The 16924-nt window shown below is 38.6% G+C and carries 15 protein-coding genes; 3 read left to right on the top strand and 12 right to left on the bottom strand.

Going from position 1 to position 16924, the window contains the following annotated elements; all coding sequences use genetic code 11:
- Positions 1–5 precede the first annotated feature (5 nt).
- The 9 genes from buk to NMG63_RS07665 all read right to left on the bottom strand — a co-directional run bounded on the left by buk (position 6) and on the right by NMG63_RS07665 (position 11486).
- Positions 6–1061, bottom strand: coding sequence for a butyrate kinase (buk, locus tag NMG63_RS07625; RefSeq protein ID WP_254006879.1), 1056 nt, complete (start codon positions 1059–1061; stop codon positions 6–8).
- Entirely contained in the window at positions 1061–1957 is an 897-nt protein-coding gene (locus NMG63_RS07630) for a phosphate acyltransferase (protein WP_254006880.1), read from the bottom strand. The genes buk and NMG63_RS07630 overlap by 1 nt, the downstream gene beginning before the upstream one ends.
- Positions 1958–3007, bottom strand: coding sequence for a PTS sugar transporter subunit IIC (locus NMG63_RS07635; RefSeq protein ID WP_254007561.1), 1050 nt, complete (start codon positions 3005–3007; stop codon positions 1958–1960). It lies immediately after the preceding gene.
- Between the two features lie 11 nt (positions 3008–3018).
- Positions 3019–4425, bottom strand: coding sequence for a dihydrolipoyl dehydrogenase (gene lpdA, locus NMG63_RS07640; RefSeq protein ID WP_115355061.1), 1407 nt, complete (start codon positions 4423–4425; stop codon positions 3019–3021).
- 3 nt (positions 4426–4428) lie between these two features.
- Positions 4429–5673 carry a dihydrolipoamide acetyltransferase family protein gene (locus NMG63_RS07645; protein ID WP_254006882.1) on the bottom strand — a complete coding sequence of 415 codons (1245 nt, stop codon included), beginning with the start codon at positions 5671–5673 and terminating at the stop codon, positions 4429–4431.
- A gap of 9 nt (positions 5674–5682) precedes the next feature.
- The gene (locus tag NMG63_RS07650) at positions 5683–6663 is read right to left on the bottom strand and encodes an alpha-ketoacid dehydrogenase subunit beta (RefSeq protein ID WP_003774734.1); all 981 of its coding nucleotides are present in this window, start codon (positions 6661–6663) and stop codon (positions 5683–5685) included.
- 1 nt (position 6664) lies between these two features.
- The gene (locus NMG63_RS07655; RefSeq protein ID WP_003774732.1) at positions 6665–7762 is read right to left on the bottom strand and encodes a thiamine pyrophosphate-dependent dehydrogenase E1 component subunit alpha; all 1098 of its coding nucleotides are present in this window, start codon (positions 7760–7762) and stop codon (positions 6665–6667) included.
- 231 nt (positions 7763–7993) lie between these two features.
- Complete coding sequence (locus tag NMG63_RS07660) at positions 7994–9757, bottom strand: ABC transporter ATP-binding protein (RefSeq protein ID WP_238000380.1); 1764 nt, start codon at positions 9755–9757, stop codon at positions 7994–7996.
- Complete coding sequence (locus NMG63_RS07665) at positions 9744–11486, bottom strand: ABC transporter ATP-binding protein (protein WP_254006883.1); 1743 nt, start codon at positions 11484–11486, stop codon at positions 9744–9746. Before NMG63_RS07665 ends, NMG63_RS07660 begins: the two co-directional genes overlap by 14 nt.
- Before the next feature lie 81 nt (positions 11487–11567).
- Here NMG63_RS07665 and NMG63_RS07670 point away from each other — a divergent pair, with 81 nt between their 5' ends.
- Positions 11568–12395, top strand: coding sequence for a MerR family transcriptional regulator (locus tag NMG63_RS07670; protein WP_238048299.1), 828 nt, complete (start codon positions 11568–11570; stop codon positions 12393–12395).
- A 298-nt stretch (positions 12396–12693) separates the two neighbouring features.
- On the opposite strand, the gene NMG63_RS07675 is transcribed toward NMG63_RS07670, so the two are convergent.
- Genes NMG63_RS07675 through NMG63_RS07685 form a run of 3 tightly spaced genes read right to left on the bottom strand, consistent with a single transcriptional unit; the run spans position 12694 to position 16117 of the window.
- The gene (locus NMG63_RS07675) at positions 12694–13194 is read right to left on the bottom strand and encodes a GNAT family N-acetyltransferase (protein ID WP_003774723.1); all 501 of its coding nucleotides are present in this window, start codon (positions 13192–13194) and stop codon (positions 12694–12696) included.
- 15 nt (positions 13195–13209) lie between these two features.
- Positions 13210–14757 carry a YfcC family protein gene (locus tag NMG63_RS07680; RefSeq protein ID WP_238048300.1) on the bottom strand — a complete coding sequence of 516 codons (1548 nt, stop codon included), beginning with the start codon at positions 14755–14757 and terminating at the stop codon, positions 13210–13212.
- Between the two features lie 28 nt (positions 14758–14785).
- Entirely contained in the window at positions 14786–16117 is a 1332-nt protein-coding gene (locus tag NMG63_RS07685; protein WP_003774718.1) for a Sapep family Mn(2+)-dependent dipeptidase, read from the bottom strand.
- 169 nt (positions 16118–16286) lie between these two features.
- Between NMG63_RS07685 and NMG63_RS07690 the strand changes: the two genes are divergently transcribed.
- Positions 16287–16700 (top strand): NUDIX hydrolase, encoded by a 414-nt coding sequence (locus NMG63_RS07690; protein WP_254006884.1) that lies wholly within the window; start codon positions 16287–16289, stop codon positions 16698–16700.
- 62 nt (positions 16701–16762) lie between these two features.
- Positions 16763–16924: an amino acid permease gene (locus tag NMG63_RS07695; protein ID WP_238000378.1), complete on the top strand. Its 162-nt coding sequence runs from the start codon at positions 16763–16765 to the stop codon at positions 16922–16924.

The following is a 16924-nucleotide window of genomic DNA, read 5'->3' on the forward strand; positions in this document are numbered from 1 at the left end:
TAATTCTATTCGAAATAATGAGTGGTTTCGAGTTTATGAAATGCTCTTAATCCTCCTGAAGCAAGTGCTTCGAGTTCAAATTCTCCCGGATATATCGCAACCGGTGCAATAAACGATACACGTTCTTCAATCCAATTCATTATGCGATTCGAACGTGCAAATCCCCCACTGATCACGATACAATCAACATTACCTTTAAGCACAGTACTCAATGTACCAATACTTTTCGCAATTTGATAAGCCATTGCTTCTAAAACGAGCGCTGCTTCATCATGACCCTCTTCAATCATTGCTTCGACAGTTCGGACATCATTGGTCTCAAAATATGAGATGAGACCACCTTGATGACGGGTTAGTTTTGTAACCGCTTCCTTGTCATTATTATAGCATAGATTCGTAAAAGGACGTAAAGGTAAACCACCACTTCGTTCCGGTGAAAAGGCACCTTCATCATCACCAACAAGATCAATCATACGACCCTGTTTATGTGCTGTGACAGTAATACCACTTCCAGCATGGACAACAATCATGTTGAGTTTGTTATAAGGAGTTTGAAGGGATTTCGCGTGTTCTATGGCAACAGCACGCGAATTTAACATGTGTCCAATGCTTTTACGTTCAATACCCTTTAACCCAGAGATACGGGCAATTGGATCCATTTGATCGACGGAGATCGGATCGTAAATATACGCCGTACAGTTTTCTGCTTGATCTACAAATTTCTGAGCGATCGAAGCACCTAAGTTTGCGGGGTGAATGACTTCAGCTTTATGTAAGAGATAATCAATGAGTGTGTCAGTAACTGCAATTGCTCCAGCTTCAACGGGTGGTAAAATACCACCACGACCCACTGCAATTTCTATTTTTTTAGGATCAAAACCATGTTCAACCAATGCATCATAAATTGAAGCATAACGATCTTCCAATTGATCCTCTAATTTGTGATAACCTTCTACTTTTTCTAAAGGTATTTTTAGGTCATCACGCATTAATTCTTCTTCGTCATTAAATAACGCGAATTTTGTTGAGCTGGCTCCAGGATTGATGGCTAGAATATACATTATAAGTCTCCTTTCGCAATCGAACATGCAAGTAAGATTGAGTTGATTTTTTCATCACGATTTGAACCGCGAGATGTAAGGACTATTGGTACTTTCGCACCTTGAATTACACCCGCCATCTTGCCATCGGTGAACAGTGTTCCAACTTTCCCCAAAATATTTCCACTGATAATATCTGGAGCAATTAGAATTTTGGCATCACCTTGGATATGACCATTCCATTTTTTAATCTCTGCTGCATGTTTCGATACTGCAAGATCTAAAGATATTGGTCCTTCGACAATTGCATGTTCCCACTCTCGCTGACTTAAGGTTTCTGAATCAACGGAGGATTGAATGTGAGGATTGGTATGTTCTGCAGCGTCTAATAAGGCCACTTTTGGCTCTTCAATCCCTAAAGCATGAGCAAGTTGAATACTGTTTTCGATAATCCCTACCTTTTGATCAAAATTAGGCGTAGGAATCATGCCTCCATCACTCATAATATACATTGTTTCTTTGAATGGGATTTCCACAAGCGCAACATGGGACAAGACTTTCTGTTCACGAATGCCTGTTTCACGTTTCACGACTGCGGATAATAAATCACTGGTTTGAATTAACCCTTTCATGATTAGATCAACTTCTCCTGCTTTCGCAAGTGCAACTGCTTTTTGAGCGGCTTCACGAGGCTTGTCACAATGAATAATTTCATAATTCACCGCAAGATTGTTTTCACGAATTACGTCTTGAATTGCTTCTTTGTTTCCCAGAAGAATTGGTTTGATATACCCACGTTCTTCCATATTGATGACTGCTTCAAGTGTATTCACTTCATCCGCACATACAAGCGCAAGACGCTTTTGCGTCATGCGTTCTCGTACTAAACGTGCCTCCAATTCTACAAAATTTTTCATTTATTGTACCTCAATATGATAATCATCCACCGCTACAATCGGCTTCACTTCAGTAAAGACTTTTCTGAATACAATCGCAAGACCAATCGGCATTACCATAAAGGCAAGAACTGCATTGATGATATTCCCTAAAGTCCAGCCACCAGCAAGGTTAATTGCATTGATGGGTCCAATCAGTCCACTAATCCCAAATCCCGCTGACATGGGCGTACCTTGTTGATTAAGTAAAACAACCACAATAGCACTTAGTGCCGCATTACATAGAACAGGAATCATAATTTTTGGTTTTTTCATAACATTAGGCATCGCCATTTTAGGTGAACCTAACATTAAAGCAATTTTTGTTCCAAGTTCATTTGATTTCCAACCTGTAATCGCAAGACCAAATGCAGCTGCACAAATTCCCACATTAGCTGCTGCTGATCCAACACCGGATAAGTTAACTGCGAGCGCAATCCCAACTGTAGAGAGTGGGGAAACAATCATCATCGCAAAGATCATAGATACAAGTATCGACATGAGAAGTGGTTGTAGCTGAAGAAGGTTACTGATCAAGTGTGCCATTGCACCTGTAATCATTTGAACATATGGGAGTGTAATCATTCCCAAACCACCCGCAACAATTAATACTAAAGTTGGTGTTAATAACATGGCATAAGCTTTAAATTTGTCTGCAACCGCAAGAATTAAGATAACCGCAAACGTAGCAGTAAGAGCCATATTAATGATGTCACCAATGCCTTTAAGCATAAACGTTCCATCTTCCGCAAGTTTCCATCCACCGGAGGCAAATGCGGTTGCCATTCCTACGGATGCGGTTTGAATCGGTGTAAACTTAAACATCATCGAAACAGCCACACCAATTACAACACCCATGAGAATCATTCCGAAAGATGTTGCCGTTAAAACAAATTGACCTTGTGGAAAAATGGGTAAGAGCGCTTTAAAGATTTCATTAAGCAAGGCACCAGGAATCAAAACTACAACCGAACCTATCGCCACCCCATTCAGTACTTTCATTCCAAATCCTTTATCAAATATTTTTTTCATCATGACCCTTTCTAGAGATGGATGGGAGAACCCAGAGCCAATTCTGCAGTATCCATTATCATTTCCGATAAACTAGGATGTGTATGAATGATTAACGATACATCCTCAACCGTTAATTGAGATTCGATTGCCATGGTAAGCTCCGCAAGCAATTCACTTGCTTGTGCGCCTACAATTTCAGCCCCTAGGATAAATCCTGTTTCAGTCTCTACAGTAAGTCGAACAAATCCTTGTGTATCATCCATGGATAACGCACGACCATTTGCGGCATAAGGGAATTTGAAAGCTTTCGCTTGAATGCCTTGATCTTTTGCTTCTACAGCATTCATTCCGACAACCGCAATTTCAGGATGGGTATAACTTACTGATGGAATGACCGTATAGTCAAATCCAGCTGTTTTTCCTGCGATTACTTCCGCAACGACTTTCGCTTCATAGCTTGCCTTGTGTGCGAGAGCAGGACCTGGAATAATATCACCAATTGCATAGATATGAGCAACATTTGTAAGTCCTTGATCATTAACTTCGATTAGTCCACGTTGGCCAACTGTGACACCGGCATACTCAAGTCCTAAATCATCCGTATTTGGACGACGTCCAACGGTGACTAAAACATATTCAGATTGATGAGTAACTGATTTTCCTTCTTGACTGTAAGTGACTGTTACCATGTCATTTTCAACTTTTGCGGACTCAGCCTTCACATTCGTATGGATCGTTACATTTTTTTGTTTAAAATTATCCACAACATAAGCACTTAAATCTTTCTCAAAAAGCGGTAGAATATTTGGCGCACCTTCAAGAATTGTGACTTCGGTACCCAAGTTTGCGAATACCCCTGCAAGTTCACAACCAATATAGCCACCACCGACGATGGTTAACGATTTTGGTACAACTTCGAGGTTAAGTGCTCCTGTAGAATCTAAAATTCGTTTACCAAATTTAAATCCAGGTATTTCAATCGGTCTACTTCCAGTTGCGATGATCACATCTTTAAATGAGAATGTTTGAACATCCATGTCATCTACAACACGAATTTTATCTTCCGACATAAAGTGTGCTTCACCCTTAACAATTTCGATTTTGTTTTTCTTTAAAAGTGCACCAATGCCTGAAGTCAAGGTCTTCACAACTTCCTTGTCTTTCCAAGCTTTTGCTTGTTTCATATCAAAACTTGTTTTACCATAGCTTAAACCAAATGGTGTATTTGTTTGTGTTTTTGCATATTCACTGCTTGCATGAATCATAGCTTTTGAAGGAATACATCCAACATTAAGACATGCGCCACCGATTTCATCACGTTCGATGATGGTAACTTTTTTTCCAAGTTGAGCAGCACGGATGGCTGCGACATAGCCACCCGGTCCACTTCCGATTACAATGACATCTGCTTGTTTTGCGAAATCTCCAACTACCATTTCTTACCCCTCCAATACAAGCTTGTTTGGGTCGCTTAGAACTTTTTTAAGTTCATCTAAAGCATGTTGTGCTTCCACACCGTCGATAATACGGTGATCAAAGGTAAAGGATAGTTTCATAAATGGTGCGATTGCGACAGTCATGTCTTCTGTAACATACGGTTCCATTTCAATTTTCGCTGTTCCTAAAATTCCCACTTCAGGTGCATTGATAATTGGTGTTGAGTAAACACCATCTGATGACATCCCACCAACATTTGTGATTGTGAATGAACCATCACGCATTGCATCCATTGGTAGTTTTCCTTCTTGAGCTAAACGTGCATTTGTTTCAATTTCTTTTGAAATCTCAAAGAGATTTTTTGTATCTGCATTTTTAATATTTGGTACATAAAGTCCTGCGTCAGTATTCGTTGCGACACCGATATTGATTGCATCACGGTAGATGATCTCACCTTTTTCTGCATCAACCATCGCATTGAAGATTGGATATTTCTTCAACATGGTTACGGCTGCTTTCACAAAATATGCCGTATACGTTAAACGTGCACCTTCTGCTTTCGCATAGTCTTTATACATATCACGGTGTTCCACCAATTTGGATACATTAATATTGGTAAATACCGTAACACGTGGGATGGATGATGTGGAATGAACCATTGCTTGCATTGTTGCTTTACGCATTGGTGTCATTTTTTCACGACGTAAGCCATCTGTACCCTCTGTTTGTACCGGAGCTTTCACAACTTCTTTTGGTGTTGTGACTTTTGGCGTTGCCACTTCACTTGCTTGTCCAGTAAAGTTATCAATATCTTCTTTTGTAACGGTATTATGTTTTCCTGTTGGCGTTACAAGGGCAATATCAATCCCTTTTTCTCGTGCATATTTACGAACTGATGGAATTGCTCGTGCTTTCCCTTGACTAACAACAGGACCCACTTTGGTTTCCACTTCCGTTTTTTCAACACTTGGTGTTTCTTCTTGTTTCGCATCTTTAGGTAAATCTGAAGCATCCACTTCAATTTCCACAAGCGTAGCACCTACTTTCGCTACGACTCCTGCTTCCACAAGAACTTTCTTAATTGTTCCCTTAACAGGAGATGGCACTTCAATTGTAGTTTTATCATTTTGAACTTCAAAGAGTGGATCATCAGTTTTAATGACATCCCCTTCTTTTACATGCCAAAGTAAAATTTCACTTTCGGTAATTCCTTCACCGAGATCGGGTAAATTAAATTTATAATTCATGAGTTCCTCCTAATATTCCTGTACTAATTTACGTGCTGATGTAACGATATCCTGTGCATTGGGTAACCAAATTTGTTCCACTTGTGGTAAAGGATATGTTGTATCGGGCGCTGTTACACGTGATACAGGAGCTACAAGGTCTAAGAAGAAACGTTCACTGATTTCAGACATAACATGACTCGCTACCCCTGCAATACGTTGTGCTTCTTGAACAACCAATACACGTCCTGTTTTTGAAACAGATGTTCCGATTGTTTCCATATCTAAAGGTGCAATGGTACGTAGGTCAACAACTTCAACGCTAATACCTTCTTCCGCAAGGATATCTGCAGCTTTACGTGCTTCCACCACCATCGCTCCATATGAAACAATTGAGATGTCTGTTCCTTCACGAACAATATTTGCTTTATCAAGCGGTACTTCATAAATCCCTTCAGGTACTTCTACTTTTTCACCACGATACAGTTTCAAGTGTTCTAAGAACAACACAGGGTCATTACTTTTAATGGATGAAATTAAGAGTCCTTTCGCATCATAAGGGTTTGATGGAACTACAACCCGCATCCCAGGCATTTGTGCAATCATTCCCTCATAACTATCTGAGTGAATTTCAGGCGTTGCAACACCACCACCGTAAGGACTACGAATCGTAATCGGTGCAAATAATTGACCTTCGGTACGGTAACGCATACGAGCCATTTGGTTGGTAATGGAGTCAATTGCTTCTGTAATAAATCCAAAGAATTGAATTTCAGGAAGCGGTCTAAATCCTTCAACACCTAAACCGATTGAAAGACCTAAGATTCCCGATTCCGCAAGCGGTGTATCAAAAACACGATCTTCTCCAAATTTTGCTTGAAGACCATCGGTAGCACGGAAAACCCCTCCGTTTTTCCCAACATCTTCTCCAAAAATTAAAACTTTTTCATCATTTTCAAGCATTACTTCAAGTCCATCCGTAATTGCTTCTACCATATTCTTAACAGCCATCTTATGCGTTCTCCTTTTCTACATAAAGATCGTATTGCTCTTTAATTGAAGGTGGCATCACTTCATACATATTTGCCAGGTATTCTGATATTTTTTGTTTAGGAAGTTTACGTGATGCATCCAATGCATCTTTAACTTCAATTTGTGTTTTCTCGATAATTGCTGCTTCTTGTTCTTCAGACCAAAGTCCTTTTTCAGTTAAGAACTTACGCATACGAATGAGTTGATCTTTTGGTAACCATGAATCAACGAGTTCGTTTTCACGGTAACGACGTGGATCATCACTTAATGTATGAGGTCCATAACGGAATGTTAAGAACTCAAGAAGTACGGGTCCATTTCCCGCAACAGCATATTCACGTGCTGCTTTTGTTGCTGCATAAACTGCGAAAGGATCCATACCATCTACAAAGAGATGTGCAATCCCTACCCCAATCCCTTTTTGGGATAGTGTTGCAGATTTTGTTTGGAAACTACGTGGTACAGAGATTCCAAATCCATTATTTTGAGCGATAAAGATTACCGGTGCATCGTAAACTCCTGCAAAATTTAATCCTTCATAGAAGTCCCCTTGTGATGTCCCACCATCACCTATATAAGTCATTGCGACATTTTCTTTTTTGTTTTTCTTAAGCCCTAAACCAACTCCTGCGGCTTGGATAATTTGTGCTCCAATAATAACTTGAGGTGGAAATGCTTTGATTGAATGATCGTATGCGAATCCATCTGTATGACCGTTGTACCAGTTCATCGCTTGACGTGTTTCAATTCCATGACGAATCAATGGTGGTACATCACGATATGTTGGTAATAACCAGTCTCCCTCTTGTAATGCGTATTGACTGATTAGTTGTGCTGCTTCTTGTCCTTCAGTTGGTGGTAGGTTTCCGATAATTCCTTGTCGGCTCAGGATGCTTACACGATTGTTGTATTCACGTCCCCAAACCATAACCTCCATCATTTCAACCATCTGTTCATCAGTTAACTCTGGAAAGTAATCTTTATTGACGATTTTCCCGTTCTCGTCCATAATTTGGAACAACTTAGGCTCCGTATTCGTTTCCTTTAGAATCTTCTTGTAATCTATTACTTTTGTCATATTGTGCCCTTTCTATGTTTTGACATCTTCCCGGTGTCGGGATGATCAAAAATAAATATACAAAGAATGATAGCGCTATCATTTCTTGACTCCATTATAGGGCGATAACGCAGAGCCGACCAATACAACGTTTTTATGCCTATAAATTATTTTTATATTGTCGCAAAATATAATTTATAGGCATAAAAAAAGACTGCTGACATCACGGTCAACAGCCTATATATTTATTTCTTATTCTTGGTCATCTGTGAATTGACTGTTATAAAGATCTGCATAAAAGCCACCTTTAGCCATCAAGTCATCATGATTTCCCATTTCAATAATATTCCCATCTTTAACAACAAGAATCTTATCTGCATTTTTAATGGTTGAAAGTCGGTGCGCAATCACAAAACTTGTGCGACCTTTCATCAATTCAGCCATCGCTTCTTGAATCATTGCATCAAGTCGTGTATCAACAGAACTGGTTGCTTCATCAAGAATTAAGATTTTCGGATCACTTAACAGTGCTCGTGCAATCGTAATTAATTGTTTTTCTCCATTTGAGATATTTGAGGACTCTTCATTTAAAACCATGTCATAACCATTTGGTAAGGTTGTGATAAAGTGGTGCACATTGGTTCGTTTCGCTGCATCGATGATTTCTTCATCGGTTGCATCCGGTTTACCGTAGGCAATATTTTCTTTAATTTTTCCACTAAAGAGCCATGTGTCCTGAAGGACCATTCCAAACAGTGAGCGAAGATCATCACGTTTCATATCACGAATGTCGATTCCATCAATTTTAATCGATCCGTCATTCACATCATAGAAACGCATCAGGAGGTTAATAATCGTTGTTTTCCCAGCACCTGTTGGGCCTACAATCGCAACCATTTCTCCTGGCTTAATTTCAACGGATAAATCTTGAATAACTGGTTTTTCACCGTATCCAAAATAAACATTTTCAAATGAAACCGATCCCTCATAATCATCAATTTTAATCGGATTTTCGATATCGTAGACATCATCCGGTTCTTCTAAATACTCAAAGACACGATCCATCGCCGCAATAGACGCTTGGATGGTTGGAGCCATTTGGGTAATTTGTGACAAAGGTTGGTTAACTTGCCAGATATAACGAATAAAGGCTTGTAAAGCCCCTACAGCCATAGCACCTTCGATAATACGGATCGCACCCATGTAAACTGCAAGTGCAATCGCAATATACGTAATCATCGAAACACTTGGTGTCATTAAACCCGAGAAAAAGTTTGCTTTAAATCCATTTTCGCACAATTCTTCATTGGCTTTACGGAAATCTGCCGTCGCATTTTCTTGATAGTTATACAGTTTAATTTCATTAAAACCCGTAAATTTCTCTTGAACTACCGAGAACATGTTTCCTAAAACTTCTTGTTGTCGGGTAAAGAGTATTTGTGAACGTTTCATAATAAAACGGGCAACAAGAATACTTAATGGAATAATTGCGATCCCGACAAGTGCCATCGTAAAATCAATGGAAATCATAAGGATGACCGCAAAAATAATTCCAAGTACAGCCATCACGACTTGCGCAAAAGACTGTTGGAGTGCACCCGATAACGCTTCAATATCCGTAGACATACGCGCCATTAAATCCCCAGCTGAGTGTTTATCAAAATAACTAACAGGGAGTCGTTCCATTTTCTTCTTAACTTCCATACGCATATCATAAACAGCTGATTGAATTGCATCTGAAATTAAATATTGAAGAAATAAACGTGATAATGCATTGGTAACATAAATTACAAATAAAATACTAATAATGCGAATAATCACATCAAACTGAATGTGAGCACCTGCTACATTTAAACTGATATCTTTCACATCACTTGCAAGCTGAGTCGTCACAAACCCTTCAATCATCGGCGCAGCAGCCGTTAAGATTGCCGCTACAAGAAGACATAAGACAGCTCCTATAAGTTTGAGTTTATAAGGCTTTAGAAAACGCCAGAGTTTTTTATAACTTTTCATACTTTGCCATCTCCTTTTCACTGAATTGAGACTCTGCAATTTGAATATAAATTGGACAATTCTTAATCAATTCTAAATGAGTCCCTTGTCCAACAATTTTTCCTTCATTCAACACGATAATACGATCTGCATCCACAATCGAACTAATTCGTTGTGCGACAACCAACATAATTGCATCTTTTGTTTCTTCTTTTAAATTCTTACGAATTAACGCATCCGTTTTATAATCAAGCGCTGAGAAACTATCATCAAAGATATAAATCTCAGGTTTACGTACAAGCGCACGTGCAATGCTTAAGCGTTGTTTTTGTCCACCAGATACGTTTGATCCACCTTCACTAATCCATTCATTATATTTATCCGGTTTTTGTTCAATGAAGTCCTTAGCAGATGCAAGTTCTGCACTCTCTTCAACTTCATGATCATCTGCAGATTCTTTCCCATAACGAATATTTTGAGAAATACTACCACTAAAGAGAAGTGATTTTTGTGGAATAAACCCTACCTTATAACGTAAGGAATATAAATCCCATTCACGAACATCAACACCATTCACCAAGACACGACCCTTAGTCACATCATAAAAACGAACAATAAGATTAATCAGCGTGGATTTCCCTGAACCCGTAGAACCAATAAAAGCTATAGTTTCACCTTTTTTAGCACTAAAGTTTAGATTTTCTAAAACATTTGCTTCTCCATCTGGATATGCGAAATCAACATGATCAAAGATAATTGACGTTTCTTGAGATCCTTCATGAACTCCGTTTTCAGGATTCTTAATAATTGGTTCTTTATTCAAGATTTCATCAATACGGCGTGCACTTACAGCAGCACGAGGATACATGATAAACACAACTGAGAATAAAAGTAATGAGAATAAAGCATGGAATTGATATTCTAAAAAGGCAACAATTGAACCCACTTCTAGCGTTCCTGCTTCAACCATTCCAGATGCTGTCCACATAATGGTTAGTACTGATAATTCTAGGATAAAGAAGAACAGTGGTTCTGCCCGTGACATAACACGGAATAGTTTTTTAGATACATCCGCATAATCTTTATTAATTTTTTGGAAACGTGCTGTTTCGTGTTTATCCTTACGGAATGCACGAATAACACGGACACCGGTTATATTCTCACGGGTTACACGATTCAGTGTATCCATAAGTTTTTGTTGTTTTCGACTTAAGGGTCCGGATAGCTTCCCAACAATGCCTACTACTATAAGGATAAAAGGAACACTTCCCGCCATCACAAGTGCAAGACGTTGATTGGTACGATAAATCATTACCGAACTGAATAAAATCATAAAGGGAGCATGTAGCCCCATACGTAATAACATTTGAACAAATAATTGTAATTGGTATACATCATTAGAAACACGTGTAATTAAAGATGATACCCCGATTTCATTATACTCAGAGTGTGAAAATTCTTGAGATTTTTCAAACATATCGTTACGAATATCGCGAGTGATACGTGTAGCAATACGACTCGACGTATAGTTAAGTAAGATTGTCCCCAAACCTCCAAGAATGGCAACTCCAAGGAGCAAGAAACCTTGGCTCTTAATTAAGTCCATATTCTGTGTTCCTACACCCTCATTAATCATGGTTCCCATGATTGTTGGTATTCCCAACTCAACAAGCGCAAAGGCCAGAATTGCGACAATATTTAAAAGAAACAACATTTTATATTTCTTCAAATATCTAATAATTAATCTCATAGTTTTACCTCCTGTACATTTTTTTGCAACTGAACTATAATAAGGTATAAGGTAACCTTATAGTCAAGGAGAAAACGCATAATGAGCATAAAAAAGGATAAACTTACTACCGGTCAATTCGCAAAAATATGCCATGTACCGAAACATGTTTTATTTTACTACGATGAAATCGATTTATTTAAACCGGAATTTACCGATCAAAATGGCTACCGATACTATGCCTATCATCAGTATTATGCTTTTATTGTTATTACATTCCTTAAAGATTTAGGAATGCCACTCACAGATATTAAAGAGTATCTGGATGTTCGTTCCCCCGAGAACCTTACTCATATTCTATCACAAAGAAATCAAAAAATAGATGAACAGATACAGAGATTAAAACTAAGTCAAAGTTTCATAAAACATACACTGGATTTAATGGATTTAGCGGCGCATTCAAACGCTAATGTTTGTGAAGTAAAAGTCCTCGAACCGGAGTCTTTAATTATAAGTAGACAAACTGTAAGCTCAGATCCTCACAGTTTTCTTAAAGCTTACGTTAATTTTTGTATTGATAATGGTATCACCTTTACCAATTACGTGGGTTCGATTACATCAAAGCAAGCAATTCTTGAAAAGCGATACCGTGAATTGGATTACTTGTATGCAATTTCACTGGGTGATTTAGAGCATGTGGAGCTCTACGAAAAACCAGGAGGAACGTATCTTACTTACTATCATCATGGATCTTACGATACCTTATCTATTGGTTATGATGCGATGATAATGTATGCTGATAAACATAACTTTAAGCTCGATGAAGCCTTCTTTGAGAAGCTGCTTATTAATGAGATAACGGTTAAAACTGAAGATGAGTTTATTATTGAACTTTCCGTTCGTATTCTCGAAGATTACAGTGTAGAATAAGAAGTACAAGGGGGGGATTTCAATGCATCACGAATCTATATTTGATCTCTATCGAGATCATAAGCTTCACATCGCTTTATGTTTCATAATCTTTATAATTACCTTTATCGTGCATTTTGTTATACCATTTGGAATTTACTACGATTTTATAAGCAAGACGATTTTTGCTTCTTGGTCCATTCCACCATTATTCTTCTTATGTTTTATTTCACTATTACTATTAAACATTCGGGTTTATCTTACATTCTCGAAAAACAATCGAAGCCACTAAAAAAGACGCTAATCCTAGCGTCTTTTCTTATTTTAATTCTGATTTTAATAAACCATAGCAGAGCACATCGTGATACTTACCATTTCGATAAAGCATTTCACGCATTCGTCCTTCTTCCACAAAGCCCATTTTCTCATAGAGTGCAATGGCACGTTTATTGAAGTCAAACACATGAAGATAAAGGCGGTTGAGATTAAGCCCTTCAAAGCCCCACTCAATGAGTTGAGCCATAATGAGTTTCCCATAGCCTTTACCCCAGTAATCTTTGTCCCCAATAACAATTGCAAGTTCCGCATGACGGTTACGTTGGTCAAGATTCATAAATGCGCAGGTTCCAATCGGTTTGTCCCCATCACAGATTACATAAGTCATCCCATCAACCATAATTTGACTCCATGTTTCAACTTCTTCAAAAGACATCGGTCTTAGAAATTGAGACTGATCAAAAATTGCGACCTCAGGGTCATTACGCCATGTGTAATAAGCCGGAATATGTTCTGCTGTGAATTTTTTAAAATTTAAGTTCATGATATTTTCCTCGTTCTATTTTACAAATCCAACTGCGGAGGCAACGGATATAATAACCGCAGCGACAATTAATAAGACTGATAAAATGCGAAGTGTGAATTTAAGATATTTATCATAAGGAACATTCACAAACTCAAGTGTTCCCATCAGCGTTGCACTTGGATAAATCGCCGCCATAAAGTTAATTCCGGCCACAAAGGCACTGATTAAGATAATTTGTCCACCCGATTCCCCAATAGCACTTGCCGCAAACACTGCGGAAGCTACGGCTCCAAGAATTGGCATTGAAATCCCAGCAACACCACTTGTGGATTGAAGGAACACGCCAATAAGAACATATGAAGCAATCGCAAATAAACCAAAGACCCAAGTTGGTACTGCACTTAATGCTCCAGAAATCCAATAGATAAAGGTGATTGACATCCCTTCGCTTGAACTTCCCATAATGATTGCGATACCACGTGCAATTGCAAGCACAACCACAACACCAAACAAATCTTTCATTCCGTCAATAAATACATCTAAGAATTCTGTCTCGGACATTTTATTAATAAATTTGAGTAAGAATGCCCCTAATACAAAGAGGAACGCAAACTCATTAAATCCCCATGTACCAAGTCTTGAAACATGACCTGCTCCCAGAATTGATCCCAATACTGGCACTTTCGCAAGAGCTGTAAATGGACTGTTCACTGCATTCGCAACTCCAACACCTGCAATTTCTTCCCAAGGGAAGTATCCCAGAATGATGACAACTACGATTAGAATTAATACCAACGCTGACCATTTACGTTGTGTCGTAAACTCAGGTAAAGATTCATTTTTATCCACAAGTGTATTCACACCTTCACAATCAGCCAATACTGATTTTTCAGGATTCTTTTTAACACGTGATGCATAGCGAATCATTAACATCGTCCCAACAACATAAAGTGCTAAGAAGATAATTGAACGTAATACAATTCCTGATCCAATTGTAAGATCTGGATTTCCAATTGCGGCAACAGCAGCCCCGGTTGAAAATGGGTTTACAAGACTGGACATATTACCAATTGTTGCCCCAATAAAGAGAACACCCAAACCAGTCATTACATCATATCCCGCAAGAACAAACATTGGCACAATAACAACTGAGAACGCTGTAATTTCTTCCCAGAAACCAAATGAAGTTCCTAATACAGCAAAAATAAACATCATCACTGCAATTAAGATATTTCCTTCAAAACGCTCTAGAATACGACCAATACCCGCATCCAAAGCGCCGACATGATTTAACACATTTAAGAAACCACCGGCACATAAGATCCCAACAGCAACATCACTTGCTGCTTGAAATCCTTGAATTGGAGCCATTAAGACATCCCAAAATCCAAACGGTCTTAGACCCACACCACGGATAATCTCACCGTGTTCACCAAATGCTGCGTTAAATACAATACTTCCCGCTTCTTTATCAAAAACCGATTGAGGCACAATATAACTCAATATCGCTGTGATAACTAAAGCAAAAAACACGATTGTATAAGACGTAGGCATTTTAAAACGTTTTTTTGTTTCACTCATACTTTTATTTTCCCCTACTAAGTTCTATTTATTCAATAACAAGATTTAAGAATGCTTGCGCATAAACCGCCATCGCAACTTTCATATCTTTAATACTAATGCATTCGTTTGGTTGATGTTCTGTCTTCAACCCTCCAGGTAAAATTGCACCAAATGCTACGACATTATCCATAGCACGTGCATAGGTTGCACCACCACTTGTCTTCGGCTCGGATTCCATATCCCCTGTAACACTTTGATATGCACCCATGAGACTTTGAATAAACTCAGAATCTTTTTCCACATAAATGGATTTTAGATAGTCAAACAATTCCACGACAACAGAATGTGCGTGTGCTGCTTTCTTAAGATTTGTTTCGACTTCTTCTTTTGGATAAGTAACAGGGAAACGAATATCAATTCCAATTTCTTGGATGTTTTCTTTAAAACTTACTTTCCCAACATTAAGCATTAATTTACCCGATACATCATCATAAACGTCACCAAAGATGAGTTTACCATTTGGATCTAAGCATTTTTCCACAATAAAATCGATCATTTCACTGCGTTTTCCCGCTGTATACAATGCATGAGCTAAATGCGTAATTGCATTTTCACCTTGATCGGCAACTTGTGCATGCATCGCTTTACCCGTAACGGTAATCACATCATCCTTAATTTCATAAGGATAACCCAATTCATCCAAGGCTTTCACCACTTCAGGATCAAATGTCGTTGATGCTTCAGCCGGTACTGCATTCAAGGCACCACCACCATTAAATTGAATGTCGGTAATTTGATGTGTTGTGAGAGTAAACTCAATCAACCCTTTTTCCGCATAAATCAATGGGAATGATGAATCTGGTGTAAATCCTTGAGTTGGAAGTTCTTCCTTCGCAACATAAGCATTCATACAACGCCATAAGGATTCTTCATCCGTACCGAAGATAAAGCGAACACGTTGGTTTAAAGATTTCCCTTCATCCAACAACATTTTTAATGCATACATAGCGGCTAAAGTTGGTCCCTTATCATCAGAAGTCCCACGTCCAAACAACATGCCGTCTTTCTCAACCAATTCAAAAGGATTCGTATTCCATGATGCAAGATTTCCGGCAGGTACAACGTCCATGTGTCCCAACACACCAAACATTTCCTCACCTTCACCAATTTCCGCATAACCGTAATAGCCTTCTGGGTCGATAAATGTATTAAAGCCCATTTCCTTCGCAATCGCTAACACTTCTTCAAGTGCTTTTTGGATTTCTTGTCCAAATGGTTTTTGACCTTCTTCGTCAAGAACACTTGCGATGGATACAAGGCGTTCCAAATCACGTTTATAATCTTCAAAAACTGATTCTACTTTTGTATTTAAGTCCATAGATCCTCCTCATTCATTTCAAGTAAGCTTGAAACGTTCTCTTATTATTATACCAAAGAGTGCATGGATAAAGTACCCCTCTCACCGTTTACCCTTGCCCGAACTCGTGATATTCACTCACAAACAATTTAAGATGCGGTATACTTGAAGTAATAACAAGGAGATCCTGATGATACAAAATGAACCCCGTGTTGGCGTAGGTGCCATGATTATGCAAGAAGGTGAAGTCCTGCTTGTTTTACGAAAAAAAAATCCAGAGAAAGATCACTGGAGTTTACCTGGTGGAAAAGTTGAACTCTATGAAACCTTGGAAGATGCGGTAAAACGCGAAATTAAAGAAGAATTAAATCTAGAGATCCAATTGGATCAGCTTTTGTGTGCGACCAATCATATTTTGATTGAAGAAGCCGTGCACTTTGTTGCACCAACATATCTTGCGCACATTACCGATGGCAATCCATGTTTAATGGAACCCGACGCATTGGGTGGTATGGGTTGGTTTCCCCTTGATGAATTACCACAGAATCTAACCGTAACGACCGTGAATGCCTTGGACGCATATCTTAAATTTACTAAAAAATGATCGAGTGGATAACGATTTCATAAACCTATGCTTTATAATATATCTATTATGGGAGGGGAACGATGTTAGAAGTACTATTTGAAGTTGTTATCGGATGTATTGCGATTTTCTACGTCGATGCGAAAGAATGGAGCGATACAAAAAAGCAAGTGGTAGCGATGCTTATCTACTGGATTTTAATTGCCTTTATGATTGCTTCCTTAATTTTTCTTTTTGGTGTCTAA

Origin of the sequence: Erysipelothrix amsterdamensis, assembly GCF_940143175.1 — a bacterium.
Lineage (GTDB): Bacteria > Bacillota_I > Bacilli_A > Erysipelotrichales > Erysipelotrichaceae > Erysipelothrix > Erysipelothrix amsterdamensis.